Annotated in this window: 21 protein-coding genes; 20 read left to right on the top strand and 1 reads right to left on the bottom strand. The window is 32.9% G+C overall.

Annotation, left to right across the window (positions count from 1 at the left end; translation table 11 throughout):
• Positions 1-13 precede the first annotated feature (13 nt).
• From bsdtb5_RS19880 to bsdtb5_RS19840, 9 genes are all read left to right on the top strand, one after another.
• Positions 14-322 carry a malonate decarboxylase subunit delta gene (locus tag bsdtb5_RS19880; RefSeq protein WP_271713693.1) on the top strand — a complete coding sequence of 103 codons (309 nt, stop codon included), beginning with the start codon at positions 14-16 and terminating at the stop codon, positions 320-322.
• Complete coding sequence (locus tag bsdtb5_RS19875; protein ID WP_271713692.1) at positions 303-2,009, top strand: biotin-independent malonate decarboxylase subunit beta; 1,707 nt, start codon at positions 303-305, stop codon at positions 2,007-2,009. The genes bsdtb5_RS19880 and bsdtb5_RS19875 overlap by 20 nt, the downstream gene beginning before the upstream one ends.
• Positions 2,000-2,641: a malonate decarboxylase holo-ACP synthase gene (locus tag bsdtb5_RS19870; protein ID WP_271713691.1), complete on the top strand. Its 642-nt coding sequence runs from the start codon at positions 2,000-2,002 to the stop codon at positions 2,639-2,641. Before bsdtb5_RS19875 ends, bsdtb5_RS19870 begins: the two co-directional genes overlap by 10 nt.
• Position 2,642: 1 nt before the next feature.
• Complete coding sequence (gene mdcH, locus bsdtb5_RS19865) at positions 2,643-3,572, top strand: malonate decarboxylase subunit epsilon (protein WP_271713690.1); 930 nt, start codon at positions 2,643-2,645, stop codon at positions 3,570-3,572.
• Between the two features lie 17 nt (positions 3,573-3,589).
• Positions 3,590-4,732 carry an acyltransferase family protein gene (locus tag bsdtb5_RS19860; RefSeq protein ID WP_271713689.1) on the top strand — a complete coding sequence of 381 codons (1,143 nt, stop codon included), beginning with the start codon at positions 3,590-3,592 and terminating at the stop codon, positions 4,730-4,732.
• Between the two features lie 117 nt (positions 4,733-4,849).
• Positions 4,850-5,716, top strand: a complete 867-nt coding sequence (gene citG / locus bsdtb5_RS19855) for a triphosphoribosyl-dephospho-CoA synthase CitG (protein WP_271713688.1) — start codon at positions 4,850-4,852, stop codon at positions 5,714-5,716.
• A gap of 395 nt (positions 5,717-6,111) precedes the next feature.
• The gene (locus tag bsdtb5_RS19850; RefSeq protein WP_271713687.1) at positions 6,112-6,789 is read left to right on the top strand and encodes a YkgJ family cysteine cluster protein; all 678 of its coding nucleotides are present in this window, start codon (positions 6,112-6,114) and stop codon (positions 6,787-6,789) included.
• A 324-nt stretch (positions 6,790-7,113) separates the two neighbouring features.
• Positions 7,114-7,950: an ion channel gene (locus tag bsdtb5_RS19845; protein WP_271713686.1), complete on the top strand. Its 837-nt coding sequence runs from the start codon at positions 7,114-7,116 to the stop codon at positions 7,948-7,950.
• 220 nt (positions 7,951-8,170) lie between these two features.
• Positions 8,171-8,800, top strand: a complete 630-nt coding sequence (locus tag bsdtb5_RS19840; RefSeq protein ID WP_271713685.1) for a hypothetical protein — start codon at positions 8,171-8,173, stop codon at positions 8,798-8,800.
• Positions 8,801-9,096: 296 nt separating this feature from the next.
• On the opposite strand, the gene ymfI is transcribed toward bsdtb5_RS19840, so the two are convergent.
• Positions 9,097-9,828 (bottom strand): elongation factor P 5-aminopentanone reductase, encoded by a 732-nt coding sequence (ymfI, locus tag bsdtb5_RS19835; protein ID WP_271713684.1) that lies wholly within the window; start codon positions 9,826-9,828, stop codon positions 9,097-9,099.
• Between the two features lie 222 nt (positions 9,829-10,050).
• Between ymfI and bsdtb5_RS19830 the strand changes: the two genes are divergently transcribed.
• The 11 genes from bsdtb5_RS19830 (at position 10,051) to bsdtb5_RS19780 (ending at position 22,946) form a co-directional block, all read left to right on the top strand.
• Positions 10,051-11,199: a LytR C-terminal domain-containing protein gene (locus bsdtb5_RS19830; RefSeq protein WP_271713683.1), complete on the top strand. Its 1,149-nt coding sequence runs from the start codon at positions 10,051-10,053 to the stop codon at positions 11,197-11,199.
• A gap of 138 nt (positions 11,200-11,337) precedes the next feature.
• Positions 11,338-12,090: a WecB/TagA/CpsF family glycosyltransferase gene (locus bsdtb5_RS19825; RefSeq protein WP_271713682.1), complete on the top strand. Its 753-nt coding sequence runs from the start codon at positions 11,338-11,340 to the stop codon at positions 12,088-12,090.
• A 79-nt stretch (positions 12,091-12,169) separates the two neighbouring features.
• On the top strand, positions 12,170-13,129 hold the full coding sequence (locus tag bsdtb5_RS19820) for a YitT family protein (protein WP_330611803.1): 960 nt from the start codon (positions 12,170-12,172) through the stop codon (positions 13,127-13,129).
• A gap of 232 nt (positions 13,130-13,361) precedes the next feature.
• Positions 13,362-14,474, top strand: a complete 1,113-nt coding sequence (locus tag bsdtb5_RS19815; RefSeq protein WP_271713681.1) for an ABC transporter ATP-binding protein — start codon at positions 13,362-13,364, stop codon at positions 14,472-14,474.
• Between the two features lie 329 nt (positions 14,475-14,803).
• On the top strand, positions 14,804-15,892 hold the full coding sequence (locus tag bsdtb5_RS19810) for a PucR family transcriptional regulator (RefSeq protein ID WP_271713680.1): 1,089 nt from the start codon (positions 14,804-14,806) through the stop codon (positions 15,890-15,892).
• Between the two features lie 45 nt (positions 15,893-15,937).
• Positions 15,938-16,666 (top strand): cell division ATP-binding protein FtsE, encoded by a 729-nt coding sequence (ftsE, locus tag bsdtb5_RS19805; RefSeq protein ID WP_271716149.1) that lies wholly within the window; start codon positions 15,938-15,940, stop codon positions 16,664-16,666.
• A complete protein-coding gene (ftsX, locus tag bsdtb5_RS19800; RefSeq protein WP_271713679.1) occupies positions 16,656-17,570 on the top strand; it encodes a permease-like cell division protein FtsX in 915 nt (304 codons plus the stop codon). Before ftsE ends, ftsX begins: the two co-directional genes overlap by 11 nt.
• Positions 17,571-17,719: 149 nt before the next feature.
• Positions 17,720-18,997 (top strand): murein hydrolase activator EnvC family protein, encoded by a 1,278-nt coding sequence (locus bsdtb5_RS19795; protein WP_271713678.1) that lies wholly within the window; start codon positions 17,720-17,722, stop codon positions 18,995-18,997.
• Positions 18,998-19,102: 105 nt separating this feature from the next.
• A complete protein-coding gene (locus bsdtb5_RS19790; protein WP_271713677.1) occupies positions 19,103-20,347 on the top strand; it encodes a S41 family peptidase in 1,245 nt (414 codons plus the stop codon).
• A 421-nt stretch (positions 20,348-20,768) separates the two neighbouring features.
• A complete protein-coding gene (locus tag bsdtb5_RS19785; protein WP_271713676.1) occupies positions 20,769-22,115 on the top strand; it encodes a carbohydrate ABC transporter permease in 1,347 nt (448 codons plus the stop codon).
• Between the two features lie 3 nt (positions 22,116-22,118).
• Positions 22,119-22,946, top strand: a complete 828-nt coding sequence (locus bsdtb5_RS19780; RefSeq protein WP_271713675.1) for a sugar ABC transporter permease — start codon at positions 22,119-22,121, stop codon at positions 22,944-22,946.
• Positions 22,947-22,984: the final 38 nt, after the last annotated feature.

Below are 22,984 nucleotides of genomic sequence, written 5' to 3'. Positions count from 1 at the left end.
GAGGTAGCAAATAATGGAAAGATTAACCTTTGAATATGCTGCAACAAAATCTGTACCTAAACGTGCATATGTTGGAGTAGTAGGTTCTGGTGATTTAGAAGTCTTATTAGAACCATTAGAAGATAAAAAGGCTTATGTTACTGTAAGAACAAGATTTGATGGTTTCGAACAAATATGGAAAGATATATTGGATCGATTCTTTGAAAATAATGATATTGCAGCAAAAATAGAGATTAATGACTTTGGTGCGACACCAGGAATGGTATCGATGAGATTATTACAAGCTTTGGAGGTGAGTCAAGATGATAAAACTCAAAGATAGTTTTGTAGAACTTAAAGCACGTGAACGTGCAAAAGCATTACTTGATGAAGGGACTTTCAGAGAATTACTTGGACCATTTGAAAGATTGGAATCACCCCATTTAGAGCCTCAAGGAATCGTGCCTGAATGTGATGATGGAGTCGTAATAGCTCGTGGAACAATATGTGGTGAAAGAGCTGTTGTTATTTCCATCGAAGGTTCATTCCAAGGTGGTGGAATTGGAGAAGTATCAGGAGCAAAGATTGCAGGAGCGTTAGAGATAGCAGTCAAAGATAACGAAGAAGGAATAAAGACAAATGCTGTTATTGTACATGATAGCGGCGGTGTAAGACTTCAAGAAGCAAATTATGGACTATTATCCATATCTGAAATACAGTCCGCAATTGTAGCATTGCGTAATTATGTACCTGTCATTGGTGTAATACCAGGAAAAATTGGATGTTTCGGTGGAATGTCTATGACTGCTGGATTGTTCAGTAAGATTATTATAACTCGCGAAGGAAGAATGACATTAAACGGACCAGAAGTTATTGAACAAGAAGCAGGCGTAGCTGAATTTGATTCTAGTGATAAGAAAATGATCTGGAATACGATTGGTGGAGCTCAACGTCAAGCGATTGGACTTGCAGATGTACTTGTAGATGACGACATAACTACGATAATTGATGAAGTTAGAGTAGCTGTTAAAGACGGAAAGCCTTCTAAACTAAGAAGTAAACAAATCGATTTATTCCTATCTCGTATTAAAAATGTTGATCCAACCAAGCCTATAGGACCAATGGATGTTCGTGAAATGTGGTCAAAGGATGAGGATATAACAGTAGTTGATGCAGCCAAAGTTGAGCAAACTGATAAAAATGAACTCGTTGAAAAAGTAATGAGCAGAGGAAGAATCTGGTTTGAAAAATTAACTGGTATAACAGAACTTAAGGTTAGTGATGTTCCATCCGTATTATATGCTGATGTTAATTTAGGAAAGGAACAGGTTCGTTATATAGCAGTAGTTCCTAATCCTAATAACCGTTTCCCACGTGCTAGAAAAGGTGAAGTTGGTCTAGAAGAAGGATGGACAGTTGCTAAGTATGTAAGAGAAGTAATGGAAGAAGATGCAGATAAAGAGAAGAAACGTCCAATCATTGCCGTAGTAGATGTACCAAGTCAGGCATATGGATATAAAGAAGAATTACTAGGTATCTTCCAGTCTTGTGCAGGTGCTGTTGATGCCTATGCTTCTGCAAGATATGCGGGTCATCCAATTATATCCTTATTAGTTGGACCTTCAATATCTGGAGCATTTTTAACACATGGATATCAAGCAAATAGAATGATTGCATTAGATGATCCAGGAGTATTGGTACATGCAATGTCCAAACAATCGGCAGCCAGAATTACAAAACGTACCATTGAAGAATTAGATGAAGCAGCGAAAAAAGTCCCATCTATGGCATACGATATTAAGTCATATTCCACATTAGGCACATTAGAAGATCTAGTAAGTGGAATTGATGCAGAATCACCAAAAGCAGAAGATCTTGAAACAATAAAAGAAAAATTAATAAAAGCTATAGAAGTAACTCGTACTTCTGGAATCAGAGATTTAAGCAATCGTTTAACTTCTGAAAAAGCTCTTACAGGAAGAGCAGCAGGAATTAAGGTTCGTAGTAGGTTAAAAGAAGAATGGAATTAAGGGTTAATGATTTATTGAAAATCAAATCCGTAAATGATCTGATTGGAGATGTTTCAGAAGCCTCATGGATTGATGAAGCTATAAAGAGCGCACCATATGTGGTGGTGCGCCGTGCACCAATCATGAATAATAAAGTTCCAGTAGGAATACGCGGTAACAGTCGAAGTCAAAGATTAGCTACCACAGTATTATCTGGTAATATTATTGACATTATAACGCCAGAACAATTAGTGGTAGGTAAGTTATGGAGAGATAATAAACATATCAGTAATACGAAAATGTTAAGAACACTAGAAGCTGTAGATAGTATTTTTAAAAGTTATCGTATAACTTGGGGGCCAACGGGAAGCGTCGGATTTGAATTAGCTAGTGGAGTGGAAACGATAACGAATACTAGTGATTTAGATATCATAGCAAGAACACCGGAGGTTTTACCTATATGGATTGCAGAAAAGATCGAGAACGAACTTTTAGAGATGCCAATAAAGATTGATGTACAGCTTGAAACATTAAAAGGAAGCATAGCTTTAGCTGAGTATGCAAGGGGGAGTGGCAAAGTTATGCTTAGAACCCTGAATGGACCAATGTTAGTTTTGAACCCATGGTCTGATTATGAACAGTTGGAGGGATAGCATGAGTGTAGCATTTATATTTCCAGGTCAAGGATCACAGCATCCGAACATGCTCCATGAACTTCCGAAACACCCAGAAGTTGATAGAACAATAAAAGAAGCCAGCTATGTATTAGGAAGAGATGCGCTTGAACTAGATACGAAAGATGCACTTTTATCTACTGTTGCTGTTCAACTAGCCTTACTTATTTCGGGTGTCGCTTTAGCAAGGGTTTTAAGATATGAAGATGCAGCTCCTGACATAGTCGCAGGACATTCTATAGGATCTTTTTCAGCAGCAGTTGTATCAGGAGCATTAGATTTTGTAGATGCAGTATCATTAGTTGAACTTAGAGGAAAACTGATGGAACAGAGTTATCCTAAAGATTATGGAATGGGAGTAATTGTTGGTCTTGATGAGATGCGTGTAAGTATACTGACAGAACAGGTGAATTCAGTCAATGATCCAGTTTATATTGCTAATATTAATACTTACGATCAGATAACAATTGCAGGACGTTTGTCAGCAATTGAAAAAGTATTTGCACTTGCTAGTTCTATGGGAGCTCATAAGACTAAGATTTTAAATGTAAGTGTACCTTCTCACTGTGAGTTGCTAAGTGGTGTTTCGAAGGAAATTGCAAGTAAATTGGCTGCAATAAGCTTAAACAATCCGAATACTCTATTTGTTGGGAATTGCAGAGCTAGAGTTCTTCGAAATGCAGAAGATATATGCAAAGATCTTTCAGATGGAGTCGCAAATACAGTAAGATGGCATGATTCCGCTACGTTGATGTATGAACGTGGTGTTAGATTATTTATAGAACTAGGACCAGGTGAAACTCTTACCAATATGGCAAAGAAAGAGTTTAAAGATGCAAGATGCATTTCAGCATTAAATAGTGGGATTGAATCCAGCTGTATCTTAATAAAACGCGAAAGAGAAAAATAAAAGTTAAGGAGATAGGAATGGATCATAATAAGGTTATTTTCACGAATGGGTATAGAGAGGCGTTAAGCAAAAAGACATCGGAACCTGATATTATCAAAGTGTTTGCTGTACTATCAGTCATGTGGCAAGGAATATTGGGGCTAATGATGAAACAAAAATTAGACGTAGGTCAACAAGTAGAATCTGTGATATTATTGGATTTCCTTAAGTATTCTGCGCCATTTTTTATTTTTGCTATCTGTTTTGATATCTGTAAGATTAAAAATGTGTCGTATAAAACACATGTCACACATAAGTTTAAAGAATTATTAATACCATACTTTTGTTGGGCGACGGTTTACATATTGATGAATAGATCTGATTATAAAAGTACTGGAAGCGTTGTTGAAGGGTATCTATTAGGTACTAACGCTCCTCATACATGGTATTTGGTAATGATGTTTCAATTTCATTTGTTAGTTCCAGTTCTTTGGTATTTATATGCTAAATTTACAACAGATAAAAAGAAGGTATATCCTGTCTTAATTGGTACCTTTCTATTTTATCTAGCATTCGTATGCTATTATCATAATTGCATATTTAACGTTACAACCAATAAGGCGTTACTTTATTTGGATCGTTCCTTTATTGGATTTAGTATTTATGCTGTTCTTGGAGTAGTTGCTTCTGCACATTATGAAAAATGGAATCAATTTGTTTCAAAGACAAAACTAATTGCGATTCCTTTACTTTTTATTGTATTTAATATTGCAAATCAAGAAGTCTTCTCTTATGGCTTTGATCATCTAAGCTTAGCAAATGCAATTTATTTAAAACCATCCACGTTTTTCTATAATATTTTTGCAATAATCATTATATATGGTCTTTCTTTGATGCTGATAAAAGGTAACTCTAGATTGTTACCAGCGTTACGATTTTTAGCACAATATGCCTATAGAGCATATTTGGCTAACTTTTTTGTAATTACTATGCTAGTAAAAGCAATGGGAAAATCGGGAGATATGATGCCATATAGCTTACGCATTACTTTATTATGGATCATGACAGCAATATTTTCATTTAGTATTGTATATGCAATCGAATATATTTTAAAATATCTTCCTAAGAATATAATGGAAAGTAAGAAGAAAACACAAAGTAGTAACGTTATCACGGATTAATATACTGTTTCGCCTGATTATGTCAAGTATAATCAAGATGTTCAAAATACGAAGTTTGAACAAATAATCTAACTTAAGAAATACAGAACATTAAATATCATTACATAGAGAGAAGCCATGAAAAAAGAAAATACCATTTTATTAAATGAAATATCTTTAACCATTAGTAGTTATGCTATGCAAGCTATGTTATATGAAGTATCTTGCGCGCCCTCACCAGGATTAGTTTCACCAGTATCGAACGGAGCCCACAAGGATATGGATTATTTTACCTTTATTGATAGTTCAGTTGTATTGAGTAAATACTTTGCTCTGTTTGTACAAGAAGGATATTCTAATAAAAGTTGCAAAGAAATATTTAGAAGCATCAGAGCTATTGGAATAATGGCTGAAGAAGAGATGTTTATTAATACAAAAGGAGTAAACACCCATAAAGGTATGTTGTTTCTAATGGGAATAGCATGCGCTGCTACCGGAAAAGCCTTATATGATAATCAGTCATTTTCAGACATACAAAGTATTATAAAAGAAATGACGAAGGGAATTGTAGATAAGGAGTTATTACCTCTAAGAGAAAGCTTAAATCTGTCACATGGAGAAAAATTATTTTTAAAATATAAAAATGAAGGTGTGAGAGGTGAAGTTGAAAAAGGGATGCCTACGGTGTTTGACTATGCTCTTGAGTTTTATAAAGAAAATATGGAATTGAGTTTGAATAATAGATTAGTTAATACTTTAATTAAAATCATGGCAATTTGTAACGATACAACAATTCTTCACAGGCATAATCCGCAAACTTTAGAAGAAGTAAAGCAAAAAGCACAAGATATTCTTTCTATCGGTGGAATGCGTTCTTATCAGGGTAGAGAAAAAATTAATGAATTAAGTACAGAATTTATCGAAAGAAATATAAGTCCTGGCGGAAGTGCAGATTTACTTGCGATAACTGTCTTCTTCTATTTTGTTGAGAAGCATATGTCTTAAAATGTTATTAGGAGTGCAACACTTATAAAGTGAAGACTTCTATAGAATTGGAACAAGCAATAAATTATAGATTATATACTTTGTTTTACACCAGAAAAGCAAGGATAAGGTATGCTCATACACGAGCTAATATACGTTATCCTTGCTTTTTGTTGTTTGGAAGAAGACGAGGGTTAAAAGTCTTCAAAACAGAAAAACTCAGGCTTTACTAAGTCTTTCTGTTTTGTGAAAATGCCAGGCTAGATTTTAAATAGGTCATTTGTCGGGCAACTCATTTCATTAAATTAATAAATATTTATAGAAATGTTTTTAGAATGCAATTACTGTGTTATAATAAGGTTTGTTTTAGAACAGTCAGACCTGAGAATAATGTTGTAATAGGAGAGGTAAACCGAATGAAGAGAAACTGCAGCCTTAGTGATATATCGGATGGAAATCTATACGATGTAAATGACCTCGTTGAAGTAAGTTGTAATGGGTGTAAAGGACAAGCCACTTGTTGCCACGGAATGGGATATTCCATTGTATTAGATCCATATGATGTCTATCGATTAACGACGAATCTTAATGTGGCCTTTGAACAGTTATTAGTCGACAAAGTTGAACTAAATGTAGTAGATGGCATTATCTTGCCAAATCTTAAGATGATAAGTCTAGATGAGCAATGCTCATTTTTAAATAAAAATGGAAGATGTGATATACATTCAATCCGACCTGGAATCTGTAGAATCTTCCCTCTAGGTAGATACTATGAAAATGGTGGTTTCAAGTACATTCTTCAAATAAACGAATGCCAGAACAACAGTAAAACAAAAACAAAAGTTAATAAGTGGATTGATACCCCAGACGGAAAAGAAAATGAACAATTTATCATAGATTGGCATTATTTCCTGAATGCAATACAAGAAATTGTTAAGAATGCAGAAGATGAGAATCTGATAAAGAATCTTAATATGTATCTATTGAGCAATTTTTTCATGCAAAAATATGAAGACAAAATACCTTTCTATGCCCAGTTCAATGAACGACTTAGTAAGGCTAAAGGTGTACTAGGAATGGAGCAGTTTGAATAATCCAAAGAAAACATTGGAAGATATAGAATGTTATAGGATAAAAGTTCCAAAAGCCTTCCATAACTTAAATTGTGTATATTGATGTATGATTAAGAATTTTGGCGTAGTCCGGCCGAAAGTATCGTTTATATTTTGTCAAGACTCAAAGTGAAAATAGGAACGTGAGTGAGTATTTTTGCTTGCCTTGAGGCTTGTAAAAAATATGATGCTTGAGGGAAAGGTAGCCTAAATTCTTAATTATACAGCGATATACACTGGATAAACTAAAACAAGGCTTTTCGCATACTAATCATAATGAATTTATTCAATAAAGGAGACCATTGAATGAGCAGCATAATAATTTTGCTAATGACCATGGGAATATTAGCACATGTCTTCCAGAAGATATGGAAGAGTAAAAATTATTTATTAAAATATCTCTCTCAAGTAGGGGGACAAAAAACGAAAGTCTTACGCTTGAAACAATCCTTTTATGTACCATTTATCACAATTCATTGCATCATAGGAATAGTGATAGGGTATTTCATATTTAAGAAGGATAGTGATGGAGAATTTGCTTATCGAGTATTTCTTTCAGCAATTGTAGCATTAAGCTTTTTACTGATACTGTTAGTTGTATATTTTTGTCTTTTTGTAGTTATTAAAGAAATTATTTGCATGAAGGATACGACCATAAATATTATATTAAGTTATTCCATTGTGTCCTTTGCCATTTTATTTACTCAAATATTAACAAAGAATATTGATTACCCAAAAGGCTTTATATGGATTAGCGTAGTTTTATATGCTGTTAATTTGTTCGGAATTGGTCGCGTTGTTATGACAATATTTAAAAAGAAAGTACTTGTGAAAAGTATTTGGAGTATTGCGTTGATGAATATTACATTTATAATAATTGCATTAACCAATATTGCATATGAGATGCAGCATGTTTTTAAGACACCTTGCTATAGTAGAGTATTAACCTCTTGGGGAGACGCATTTTATTTTGTCGTAATATCCTTTTTTACAGTAGGCTATGGTGATTTGTACCCAGTATGTGAGACGACAAAGATATTATCAATAGTAATTATTTTATCTGGTTTCACATTTACAGCTGTCTTTGTGTCTGCAGCCCTATCTACTACAATTGAACATTTTGGAAGTATGGAGAAGAAGTAGTAATATTAGTAATAATAGTATAAAGGAATGGGATAGAGATGAATGAAAGCCAGTGTTCTTAATTTTTTTATTAAGACACTGGCTTTTATATAACAAATAACATTTAGAAAAATTATTCTAAATAAAGGATATATTTGACTTTATGTATACTGTTACATATAATGGATGTCGTATATTGTATTAACTTAGATAAGAACAGAAGGAATGGTGAAAAAATAAAATGATAATTGTATGGTATTTCGTTGCAAGTTTTTTAGCTTTTATTATATTTGGAGCACAAATCATAGTATCTAATACGTTTGAAAAAATAAAAGTACAGAGTAAGCTCACTCAATACATATCACAAATTTTATCATTGGTAGCATTTTTAGTAATGTATAAAGTTTCATCAGTTAAGATTCCCGTTTTAAATCTAACTGGTGTCATAAGTATTAAAAGTGTTACTTTATTAATCATAACAGTAATAGTTACGGCATTTATCGTGTCCTCTTGCAAAAAGGAGAGACATAACCTTTTTGAATGGTTTATAGGTGGAGTATTAATGGAGATTCCACAACGACTTTTTATGCAGACATTTTTCATGATAGTATTATCGGGTGTAGAAAATGGTTACTATATAGCAATTTTATTAAATGCAATTCTGTGGGTACAGTTTATAATTCTACAAGAAATTATATCTGGTTCCAAGATAAATCGTGTGGTTATCATGGATAGCATATCGTCAGCTTTTTTTTCAATAGGAGTAGGATTGCTTTATGTACAAACTGGATGTATTCTAATGACTATGCTAGCACATGGATTGGAAAGAATCGTATCTGTAAAAATGGGAGAGTACAGGGGAAATATATGATAGATGGTAAGGCCACTGAAAAAGTACGTTATTGTAGTTTTGCTTGAATATCACTGTATTATATGCGTGTTGTTTTTGGGTTAAAGAAGTATAAGAGAATCTAAATGAAGAAGGAATCCTTCAAATATAATCAGATGGAGCGAACTCGCTGATAAGCGCCGGGGCAGCACTTCTTCTGATTATTGAAGGATTCCTTCTTCATTAAGATTTTCTAATACTCTTTAAAACAAAATACAGCACTGAAAGTAACGCTTATATTTTGTCAAGACTCATATGAAATTCATGTAAGTAGAGTATTAGATCCATCCACCATCGAGTGCAATCACCTGACCAGTTAGATAGGAATTGCTTGTAGCTAATTGAAATACAAGTTCAGCCACTTCATCGGTGCTACCTAATCGGCCAACAGGGATCTCATCAGTCAGTGCATTTCGCTCCTCTTCATCAAGAAATTGATTCATTTCTGTATCAATGGCCCCACAGGAGATGGCATTTACCTGAATGTTACTTGGTGCAAGTTCTTTGGCTAATGCTTTCGTAAATGAATTGATTCCACCTTTGGTAGCAGAATAGGCAACTTCACAGGATGCTCCAACATTACCCCATACAGAGGATATATTAATAATCTTCCCTTGTTTTTTATGTAATAGGAATGGAATGGCTTGATTACAGCAATTAAATACAGAAGTCAGATTTGAACTTACAATATGATTCCATTCATCAATCGTCATGTCTGAGAGAAGTCCGATATGAGAGATACCAGCATTATTTACTAAGATATCAAGGGAACCAAATTCTAGATCTATCTCAGAAAAAAGTTCTTTTACCGTATCATAATTGCCCATATCACCAACAAAAGCGAGACAAGATACACCATAGGCTTCAATTTCCTTTTTCACATTTAATAACAATTCTTTATTCTGAAAACAATTTATAATGACATCATATCCTTGTTTGGCGAAATTTAAAGCAATGCTTTTCCCTATTCCACGAGATGAACCTGTAACTAAAACAATTTTATTTTTCACAATAATCCTCCAATCTTATGCTTGCTGTAACTATAAGTAAGTATACAGAAAAAAGTTTTCTGATGTTAATTATAACATAATATGTAAATTGGTGGCAAGAAAATAAGTATTATGATGGAAAAAATAAACAAAAATACTGATCTGGGAGCGCAATCCTTGTGAAAAATATTGCTAGTTCATCCTCTTTCTGCTATACTACCTAGTAGAACGGAGGTAGGAGGAATGACAGGGAAAAGCAATACGAGTAGTTTCGTTCGTAAATTGATTAGAACATTATTATTTATGGTATTTTTATTTGTGGTTGGTTTTGCAAGCTATTTAAGTACACATTTTTTTTATAAAATAACAGACGCAGAGCATAATGTGAAATCTGATTCCATTATCAAAGATATTGTTAGTGATACAGATGTTGTTGATGTTTCACATAATTTGATCTACTCAATGAATGAAAGTACAGGTAAGATTAATCATCTTTTATTAGAAGTGTTTAATACAAAGACAGGAAATTTAGATTATATAACTATTCCTGTGAATGCAGAGTTTACAATATCCAACAAGTTATATCAAAAATTATGTAATCATAAAGTGGACATACCACAGATTGTAGAAGTAAAGAATCTAAGCAAATATTTTAATAAAGACCAGATCTATACCTATGGTGCATTATTAATGGAAGATTTACTAGACGTTGATATCAACTACTATACTGTAATATCAAGTTCTATTTATGATAAATACTTTACAACTTCTAAAAATGATACTCAGTCCGAAAAAGTGCAAGTTTTATCTGATACATTTAAAGCTAAGTTAGAAGGAATGAGTTCAAAAGAAGAACTGAAAGATTATATATCGAGTGAATATGGGAATGTAGAATCAAATCTGACCTTAAAGAATAAATTAAAATATCTAGATGATTATTATGCATTAGATTTAGATAACATTTATTATTATAGCTTATATGGAGAAATGGTAGAGAAGAGCTTTACCGTTGACGTTGTAAAGTCAAAAGCACTCTTAGACCAAATATTAGGAAGCGAAAGTCATACAACAGCCCAAACGGTAACAGATGATTCAAGTAATGAAAGTACTACGTCATCAGTAGGATTAAAAATTCAGATATTAAACGCAAGCGAAATTCCAGGGTTAGCTGCAAAATTTCAAGATAAGTTAACGCTATCCGGATATACAGTTACAGGTATTGGTAATTACGATCAGGGTGTTCTTACAAATACACGTATTGTTGTAAAGGATGAGTCAATGGGTAGTGACTTACTTGAGAATTTTAATAACGCAGAAATATCAGTAGGAGAATTGCCTGAGGGCGTTGATATCCAGATTATATTAGGTACGAATGATAACATATTACAATAGGATAATAGAAGAAGCTAATGTAAGTTATGATTCGTCAATTATTTTGAGTGCCAAGTCAGTTGTTTGATGTTGCTTTATAAATGTATAGGATAGCAAAAACTGACTTTAAAGCTCAAGCTAAAATTAGAGGTAAAAAATATGGAAACAAAAGTTAATATTATGGATTTAGAAGTAGATATTATTAGTATCGATTACCTAATACTTAACTGCAAAGGTTTTTTGACCAACGATAGTCTAAACATTATATATCTTGTATCAACAAAAACAATACAAGAAACAATGAATGATGAACACTATATAGAATGCTTTCAAAACGCAGATTTCGTTCTGCCAGGAGAAGAAACTGTTCTTAGTCTTCATCATGTAGATACTTTGCAAACACAAGGAATGATCGTTGATTATCATTTCTTATATTCTATGTTCGAAAGTATTACAGAGGATGAGAAAACGGTATTTATTGTTGGTAGAAATGAAAATGAGATAGAACGGTATAAACAGTTTAATGACAAGAATTACGAGCATCTAAAGATTGTAGGCTCATTTACGGAAAAAGATTTAGAAAAAGAGGAAATTGTTATTAATGAGATTAATAGCATTGCTCCAGATATCCTTATATTTGCAATTGATAGTCCATTACAAGAAAAATGGATTGCATCAAATTATTTAAAATTAAATGCGAAACTTTGTATCAGTATCGGAGGAGTCATAGAACATATTTTGAAAGATAATAAGGAAATTCCTACGTGGATTAAAAAGATAAAGTTAGAAACACTATATCGTAGATTATTTCAAAGTAAAAAAGTCCACAAAATCAAAGAGGCATATAATTTTAAAAAAAGAATGCAATATTATAAAAGTAAGAAAGAAAACAAAATAGAAAATACAAAATAGAAAAATAAAAACAATGTAAATATAGTGAGAAAATTATTATTCATAATTAAGTTCAATAATAAGTTTGAAAGAAAATACTATGAATGAAAGGAAATGCCGGTTAATATTCTTTCAGGCGTTAGTTAAGGCAAATAGCAGTACCAACTGCAGTAGAGTGGAAAATAAAATGAAATTACTTACAAATCGAACAAGGAAAATGGACGTAATTCTAATCATTGTCGGCGCATTTATCATGGCAGTAGGCATCAATCTAGTATATGAACCAATGGACTTAGTAACAGGGGGGTTCTCGGGATTAGCCATTATCATTAAGTACTTTACAAAAGGATTCATTCATGGAGGAATCCCAATATGGGTATCCAATATATTATTAAATGTACCTTTATTTTTAGCTGCTTTCTTATTAAAAGGAAAAAAATTCGTAGGAAAAACATTATTTGCAACTGCTGTTTTATCAGTTGCACTTTATATTGTACCAAGCTTTGATATTGTATATCATGATTTATTATTAGCTTCGGTATTTGGTGGCGTTATTGGTGGAATTGGTCTTGGAATGGTATTTATCACGATGGCATCCACTGGTGGAACGGATATGCTTGGAATGATCATTCATGAATTTATACCTCATTACACAATAGCTCAAGTTATATTTGTTATTGACGGTGCAATTGTGTTACTTGGTGCTGCAACATTTGGACTAAATAAAGCTTTGTATTCCGTTATAGCAGTGTATATAACAGCCAAAGTAATGGACGGAATGTTAGAAGGATTAAAATTTGCTAAGTTAACATATATTATATCAGATCAGTATGAAGAGATTGCAAAAGAAATCATGGATAAATTAGATAGAGGAGCGACAGGTCTTCATGCTACTGGAATGTATTCCAATGATGAGAAAAAAATGATTTTTTGCGTAGTTTCTAAGAAAGAAATTATTGAATTAAAAAATATTGTTGGTGGAATTGACCCAAAAGCCTTTATCATTGTTAGTGATGTTAGAGAGGTACTTGGAGAAGGATTTATAGAATATAAACAGTAAAAAATCTTAACATTTACAAAAATATAGTCAATTTATCCAAATGAGTATAGTATCCAAAAAACATACATTTTATTGGGGAATTCTAGTATACAAATTATACAAAAGCCTAAAAATTTATTTGTTAAAATGGGATATGGTTTTCAATCTTCAAATGGTGTATCATTGATTTTAGAAAAGGTACAAGAACTGTACTACTAATCACGATATATTCATTCTAGGGAGGAAATACAAAATGGCAAGTTTATCTTTAAAGAATATTAACAAAACATATCCAAATGGATTTGTAGCAGTAAAAGACTTCAGTCTAGAAATCGCAGATAAGGAATTCATAATCTTCGTAGGACCATCAGGATGTGGTAAATCAACAACTCTACGTATGATCGCTGGTCTTGAAGAAATTACATCTGGAGAATTGTGGATTGGAGACAAATTAGTTAATGATGTAGAACCAAAAGATAGAGATATCGCAATGGTATTCCAAAACTATGCGTTATATCCTCATATGTCAGTTTATGATAATATGGCATTTGGTCTTAAACTAAGAAAGACTCCAAAAGATCAAATAGATAAATTAGTTAAAGAAGCTGCTAAGGTTCTTGGAATTGAAAGTTTATTAGATCGTAAACCAAAGGCTTTATCTGGTGGTCAAAGACAACGTGTTGCCATGGGTCGTGCTATCGTTCGTAATCCTAAAGTATTCTTAATGGATGAACCTTTATCAAATCTTGATGCAAAACTAAGAGTACAGATGCGTATCGAAATCTCAAAATTACATCAAAAACTTCAAACAACAATTATCTACGTAACACATGATCAAACAGAAGCTATGACTCTAGGAACAAGAATTATCGTTATGAAAGATGGTATTGTTCAACAAGTTGATTCACCACAAAACTTATACGACAAGCCACAAAACTTATTCGTAGCTGGATTTATGGGTTCACCACAAATGAACTTATTCGATGCACAAGTTAAAAAATCTGGTAATGAAGTATCATTAGTATTTGGTTCACATTCAATTAAGTTATCAGAAGCAAAAGCTAAGAAACTAATTGATGGTGGATACGATGGTAAGACAGTTGTTCTTGGTATTCGTCCAGAAGATGTACATGATGAAGAAATGTTCATCAGTGCTTCACCAGATAGCGTTCTTACAGCATTAGTTAAGGTATATGAATTATTAGGATCAGAAGTATTACTATACTGTGAAATCGATGATAAAGAAGTAACTGCACGTGTTAACCCACGTACAACAGTTAGACCTGGAGATTCAATCAAAGTTGCATTTGATTTATCTAAGATTCATGTATTTGATAAAGAAAGTGAACTAGTAATCTGCAACTAATTCGAGCATACGGTGTGATTACCTAGATGTAATCGTACCACACGATAGATTTAGATATAATTAAGTTAGGACTGTTAAAGTGATGAGTTATCATTTTAGCAGTCCTTTTTCATATAGTAGGAAGGTCCTATTAGGGGTATTTTAAACTACTTTTTCTTGTGAAAAATCCTAAATTTATAAGGGTTTAAGAATCTTTTTAGTTTACTTTTTATAGAACAAATGATAATATTATAGATAAGTATTATGAATCGACTAAGATAAATGACGATAATTCGAATGAAATAAAAGAAGATTTACCAAAAACATAAAACTAGAGGGAGTGAATAATAATGATTTCCAATCAAATTCTACAAAATACAATTGAAGGTTTAAAAGCAATTACAAGAGTTGATATATGTGTAATGGACACAGAAGGAAAAACATTAGCAACGACAGTATCAAGCGCAGAAGAATATGAGCAAGCAGTATTAACTTTTGTGGAATCACCAGCAGATAGTCAAGTATTACAAGGTTACCAATTCTTTAAGGTATTTGATGAACATCAACTTGAGTATGTAGTTCTTGCAAAAGGTGATAGTGATGATGTATATATGGTAGGAAAGATTGCAACTTTCCAGATTCAGAATCTATTAGTTGCATATAAAGAAAGATATGATAAAGATAACTTCATCAAGAATCTACTATTGGACAACCTTTTATTAGTAGATATCTATAATCGCGCTAAAAAATTACACATCGATACCGATGTAAGAAGAGTTGTATTTATTATTGAGACTAAGAATGAAAAAGATGTAAATGCACTTGAAACTGTTAGAGGTCTATTCTCAGGAAAGACAAAAGATTTCATTACAGCAGTTGATGAAAAGAATATCATATTAGTAAAAGAATTAAAACAAAATGAAACATATGAAGACATGAACAAGACAGCTAAGGTAATCCTTGATATGCTTAATACTGAAGCTATGACTAAAGTTCATGTTGCATTTGGTACCATTGTACATGAGATTAAAGATGTATCTAGATCATATAAAGAAGCTAAGATGGCACTAGACGTAGGTAAGATCTTCTACAGCAGCCGTAATGTTGTTGCATATAGTAATTTAGGTATTGGACGTCTTATCTATCAATTACCAATGCCATTATGTAAGATGTTCATTAAAGAAATCTTTGATGGTAAATCACCTGATGAATTTGATGAAGAAACATTAACTACAATTAACAAGTTCTTTGAAAATAGTCTAAATGTATCTGAAACATCAAGACAGCTTTACATTCATAGAAATACTTTAGTTTACCGTCTTGATAAACTTCAAAAGAGTACAAACTTAGATTTAAGAGTATTCGATGATGCTATTACATTTAAAATTGCATTAATGGTTGTTAAATATATGAAATATATGGAGAACCTTGAATATTAGTTAGTAACCGGTGTAACAGGCATTGAAGGGACATGTATTACAATGATGAATTTAAACGGAGAACATGATAGAGAAACGGAACTTCCTATCATTGCATTTGACAAAGTATCAAAAACTTATTCAACAGGGACAAAAGCAATTACAAATCTATCCCTAAAGATAAATAAAGGGGAATTTGTATTTATAGTTGGTAGTAGTGGTTCAGGTAAATCCACTTTAATTAAGCTTCTTCTAAAAGAGATTGAGCCATCAGAAGGTAATATATTTGTCAATGGAAAAGAACTTACACGACTAAGAAGAAGCCAGATTCCAAAGCATAGAAGGGGTATTGGGGTAGTATTTCAGGATTTTAGGCTATTGAAGGATCGAAATGTATTTGAAAACGTTGCTTTTGCACAAAGAGTAATTCAAGAGCCAATTAGAAGCATTAAGAGAAAAGTACCATCAATCCTAGCAGAAGTAGGTCTATCTGAGAAGATGCAGGTTCTACCAAAGCAATTATCAGGAGGCGAGCAGCAGAGAGTTGCGCTTGCAAGAGCTCTTGTGAATAATCCAGTTATTCTGTTAGCAGATGAGCCGACAGGTAATCTTGATCCTAAGAATTCATGGGAAATAATGAATCTATTAGAAGAAGTAAATAAAAAAGGAACAACTGTAGTTATCGTAACCCATAATAGAGAAATTGTAGATGCCATGCAAAAAAGGGTTATAACAATGAATAAGGGTGTTCTTATTAGTGATGAAACAAAAGGTGGGTATTCTTATGAGGGCTAGTAGTATTGGTTACAGTATCAAACAAGGAATTAAGAATATCCGCCGTAATAAGATGTTTTCCTTGGCATCGATAGGAACAATTATGGCATGTTTGTTCCTATTTGGAGTATTCTATTTTGTATTAGCAAATGTTCAATACATGATGAAAATGGCTGAGACAAGCGTAGGAATTACTGTGTTCTTTGATGAAGGAATCGGTGAAGCAAAGATTAAAGATATTGGAACTGAGATTAAGACTAGAAAAGAAATCTCAAGTATGAATTATATATCAGCAGAAGAAGCGTGGAAGAAATTCCAAAAAGAGATGTATAAAGATGATAAAGATTTAACAGAAGCATTTCAAGGAGATAATCCTTTAGCAGATTCAGCTTCTTATGAGATCTATCTTAATGACGTTTCAAAACAGGATAACCTTGTAAAATTCATAGAGAAAATTGATGGTGTGCGAAAAGTAAATAGTTCTGAGGTTACAGCAAAAGGTCTATCCAGTTTTAATATTTTGGTGGGCTATGTATCAGCAACTATTATTATTATATTAATATCAGTAGCAGTATTCCTCATTAGTACAACAATTACGATGGGGATATCCGTGCGTAAAGACGAGATAGCAATCATGAAACTAATTGGTGCCACAGACTTTTTCATCCGTGCGCCATTTATTGTAGAAGGAATATTAATTGGTTTTCTGGGATCATTATTCCCATTAGTAGTACTATATTTTATTTACAATAAAATAATAGCCTATATAACCGTAAAATATAAATTCAATGTATTATCTAATTTTCTAACATTCCTTGATGTGAAAGATATCTTTGCAACATTAATTCCAATATCAATTCTAATGGGAATTGGTATTGGATTCTTCGGAAGTATATTAACTGTTAGAAAACATCTTAGAGTTTAGAGAACTACGATTGTGCTGTAGATTAAGGTAATTGCGAGACTCCATTATTTTCACTATTTAAGATAGAAATGAATCAATTCTATCTTAAATTTAACGAAGTAATTAGTTTTGCAATTACCTTAAACTCTTTGTTTTGAAAGGAGAACCTTATGAAAACTTGGACTCGAAGAATACTTAGTATTGTAATTATAGCTGTCACATTGTCGTCTTTCACTTTCACATCTTATGCCAATTCTATACAGGATGCTAAAGATCAGAAAGCTGCATTAGAGAAGAAAAAGAAAAATACTGAAGAGAAAATTGCGCAGCTAGAGAAAGAAAAAGGAGATATCGTTACCTACATTCATAAGTTGGATACACAGATGAATGAATTGAATGGTGAAATCGATAATTTAAATAGTCAGATTAGTACCGTAAATGTAAATCTAGTTGAGACTAGAAAAGAGTTAGAAGAAGCAAAGAAAACAGAGCAGAAACAATATCTGACGATGAAGAAAAGAATTAAGTACATGTACGAGAATGGTAACCAAGATTATTTAGAGGTTCTACTTAATTCAGAAGATATAGCAGACTTATTAAATAGAGCAGAATATGTATCTAAAATATCAGAATACGATTCGAATCTATTAAACGATTATAAAGCTACCAAGAAGTCTATTGCAACCAAGGAAACTGATCTAAAAACAAATCTAACAAAATTGCAAGGACTGACAGAAGAAGCTGAGTATGAGAAAAGCACAGTGAAAAAACTTGCAGATACACAAGCGGTTGAGTTGGCAAAGTATAATGCGAACATTAGTAAATCAAAGGATGTTGTAGAGAATTATGACAATGAGATTGATAAACAAGAAAATGTAATTGAAGATCTTGTTCAAGAAGAAATTCGAAGAGCAGAAGCTGCAAGAAAAGCGGAGGAAGCAAGAAAAGCAGAGGCCGAGAGAAAAGCAAGAGAGCAACAAGCTGCGAATAATAGTTCAAATAATAATAGTGCAGATAACGATTCTGATTCAAGTAGTAATGTGACTCCATCTGCAACAGGTTTTATATGGCCTGTACCAAGTAGTAGTAGAATTACATCTTCTTTTGGATATCGAGCTCAACCAACAGCAGGTGCAAGTACTTATCATAAAGGAATTGATATCGGAGCCCCAACAGGAAGCAACATAGTAGCATCCAATAGTGGAACCGTGTTAATTGCTACATATAGTGGATCAGCAGGTAATTATGTTATGATCAGTCATGGAAGTGGTATTTATACCGTATATATGCATGCATCTCAACTATTAGTAAGTGTTGGACAATCCGTAAGTAAAGGACAAGTCATCGCTAAGGTAGGTTCAACAGGATATTCAACAGGATCACATTTACACTTTGGTATTTCTGTTAATGGTACTTATGTAAATCCTTTAAATTATGTAAGTCCATAATTTTAAAATCAAGGGGTGTGAAAATTATGTATATTTCACACTATTATCGGATAAAACTAGAACTTGGAACATATAATATAAGAGACTTAACCGAAGGAGTATATTATGAAGAATAAATTTTTGCCAGGACTTATCACTGGCCTTGCAGCTTCTGTATTCATCGTTACGATAGCATTAACTATCTACATAAATAAGGGTGAACCAAGTAGGGTAACGGCGAATAATTCGACTACAGTTACCGATTCAACATCAGGTGATGTAATTCCAGATCAAGCAGCAATTAATAATAAGCTTAGTAAATTAGAAGGTTTAATAAAACAGTATTATTTAAAAGATGTAGATAGTAGCATCTATCCAGATGGTATATATAAAGGGCTTATGGCTAGCTTAGGTGATCCATATTCTGTTTATTATACAAAGGATGAATTCGCTGCTTTGATGGAGTCATCTAGTGGTGTATACTGTGGCATCGGAGCAACTGTAAGTCAAGATGCTAAGACAGGTATTATTACAATTGTAAAACCATTTGAAACTGGTCCAGCATATAAAGCAGGAATTCTACCAGGAGATATAATCTCAAAGGTAAACGGTAAAGAAGTTACGGGCGAAGACTTAAGCAAAGTTGTAAGCGAAATGAAAGGTGATGAAGGCACTACAGTTGATATCACCGTTATAAGAAAAAATGAAACGGAGCCTTTGAAATTTACCGTTGAGCGTAAGAAGATTGAAGTCCCAACCATTGAATCTGAAATGCTAGATAATAAGATTGGATACATCAAAGTATCTGAATTTGAGGAAGTAACAGCAGACCAATTTATTTCAGCTGTAAATCATTTAGATAAGCAAGGTCAAAAAGGCCTTATTGTAGATTTAAGAGATAACCCAGGTGGTTTACTTGATATTGTTGTAAAGATGTTAGATCGTATGCTTCCAAAGGGTATTGTAGTATATACACAAGATAAATATGGTGAAAAAGAAAAATATTATTCAGATGGTAAAGAAGATTTTAATAAACCATTAGTAGTATTGATTAATGGTAATAGTGCGAGTGCATCTGAGATATTTGCTGGTGCAATCCAAGACTATGGAGTTGGAACTCTTATTGGTACCACAAGCTTTGGTAAGGGTATTGTTCAACAAGTAATGCCGCTAGGTGACGATACTGCAGTAAAGATTACAGTGTCAAAATACTACACACCAAAGGGAAGAAATATTCATGGAACTGGTATTGATCCAGATGTTAAAGTAGAGTTAGATAAGAAATTACTACAAAAAGTTGTTATCCAAAAATCAGAAGATAATCAATTACAAAAGGCAATTGAAGTCATTATGAAAAAGATAAATAAATAATTAAAATTCTTTGCTTGGTAGTCAAAAAGTAAACTTTTTATATCAAAATAGAATAAGAGCTATCACAGGAACTATCTCTGTTAAATGGAATGAGGCATCCATACAGATATAGTGAATGTGATGGCTCTTTTTTAATATACTTCAGTATTCTTTTAAGTATGTACTTAACCTGAAAATTAAGTAATTCAATGAAAAAGTGTTGAATATACAAGGTTTAGAAGGTTCGGATTGCTACTTAATAAATTTTTTTAAGTAAAATCCATAGGTAATATTGCATAAAAAAACTAAATATTTGTACATATTTTCGTGCAATTATACTTGACGATATGCGTATGATGAAGTAGTATAGAATCATAGATGGGAATGAATGGTAATCACCTAGAAGGTAACAAAAACAGCAAGGAGAAAGGACGATTAAAAAGTGAATAAAAGGAAGCGTATCATAAGTTTACTATGCTCCATAATCATATGGGGTTCTGGCCAATTCTTTGTGTGTAAACAGCGAATAAAAGGATTACTCCTTTTTGTATTTCAACTAATTTTTATAGGAACGGAATTGTTTACTGGGTATTGGTTAGAAGCATTATCAGGACAGATACAACATTTTTCATTTCGCCTGCATGGAGGTTTTTTTACAAAAGGAATCTGGGGATTGGTTACCCTAGGTGAAAGAGAAGGTGGCATCAATGGTGATCACTCAACAATGTTAATGATTACAGGTATTATTGCAATATTAGTACTCATTGTAGTAGGTGGTATCAACATATTCAATCTATATGATGCATATAAGACAGGTAGATTATTAGATGAAACAGGACATTGCCCAACGACGAAAGAATATTTTAAAAGTACATATTCAAGATTCTTTGCTTACATAATATTAGTTCCCATTGTTATATACATTACATTTATAGTTATTATGCCTATTATCTTTGCTATATTAACAGCATTTACAAATTATAACGCAAATCACTTACCACCTGGTAATCTCGTGAAATGGGTTGGATTTGATAATTTTAAGAAGTTATTCCAGATTCCAATATGGTCAAGTACATTTTTCTTGGTACTTAGATGGACTGTTGTATGGGCAGTGTTAGCAACATTTTCAACCTTCTTCTTTGGGATGTTGCAAGCAATCCTATTGAATAGTAAGTATACCAAATGTAAGACCTTTTATCGAGGAATGATGATTTTGCCTTGGGCAATACCACAGTTAATATCATTATTAGTATTTCGTAACCTTTTAAATGGACAGTTTGGTCCAGTTAGCAAGTTACTCATGGATCTAGGTTTGACCGATCATAGAATTGCCTTTCTATCGGATCCATTTATTGCAAAGGTAACCATTCTAGTAGTAAACCTATGGCTGGGATTCCCGATGTTCATGATAATGATTCAGGGGATTCTATCTAATATTGATAAGAGCTTATACGAAGCAGCAGAGATTGATGGAGGTGGAGGATTTAAGATATTCAGGTATATTACATTACCGCTTGTATTAAGAGCTACCGCACCACTAATTGTTATGAATCTTGCAGGTAATTTCAACGGATTTGGAATTATCTACTTCCTAACCAATGGAGGTCCTGTCAATACTAATTATCAATTTGCTGGAGATACCGATATCTTGATTTCATGGATCTATAAGTTGACCTTAGATCAGAAGTTATATGATATGGCAGCTGTCATGAATATTATGATATTTATAATGATTGCTGGAGTATCAATATGGAACTTTAGACGAACTCAAGCATTCAAGGAGGTGTAAGGCATGTGGAAAAGACGTTTGAAAGTAATATTAGTAAATGCAGAATTAATGCTGGTTACAATTCTAGTACTTATACCCGTTATATGGATCGTAATGTCTTCTTTTAACAAGGGGCAGAACTTATCTACAGCAAGCTTTATACCGAAAGAATTGACATTAGAAAATTATACGAAGTTATTTCAAGAGACTGACTTTGGAAATTGGTTCGTGAATAGTTTATTTATTGCACTTTTAAATGCGACTATCTCAGTAGTGTTAATACTTGTTACAGCTTGGATCCTATCAAGATTCAAATTTAAAGGAAAGAAAACCGGACTACTTACCTTGTTAGTGCTATCTATGTTCCCAAGCTTTCTATCCATGACTGCAGTATATACACTCTATGTGGTATTCAATCTTGTGAATCAACCATTGGCATTAGTTATACTTTATGCTGCAGGTGCAATTCCTTATAATGTATGGCTTGTAAAAGGATACATTGATGGTATTCCTAGTTCTCTTGATGAAGCAGCTTATATTGATGGAAGCAGTAGAATCAATACATTCTTGAAGATTATCGTACCAATGTCAAAACCGATTATCGTATACTGTGCAGTATCACAGTTTATGATGCCATGGATGGATTACATCATTCCAAACCTATTATTAACTGGTAATAAGAACAAAACAGTAGCGGTTGGTTTATATTCCATGATATCGAATGATCAGAATGCAAACTTTACTTTATTTGCAGCTGGTGCAGTTCTTGTTGCAGTGCCAATTACAATTATGTATCTACTATTTCAGAAGTTTTTGGTGCAAGGAATTGTTGCAGGAGCTTCTAAGGAGTAATTTAAAGAGATGTTTGAGTATGCAATAAATATTGGCTG

Source organism: Anaeromicropila herbilytica, from assembly GCF_016591975.1.
GTDB classification, from domain to species: Bacteria; Bacillota; Clostridia; order Lachnospirales; family Lachnospiraceae; genus Anaeromicropila; species Anaeromicropila herbilytica.
The sequence above is the reverse complement of the archived record's forward strand: the minus strand, read 5'-3'. Positions and strand labels throughout refer to the sequence as shown.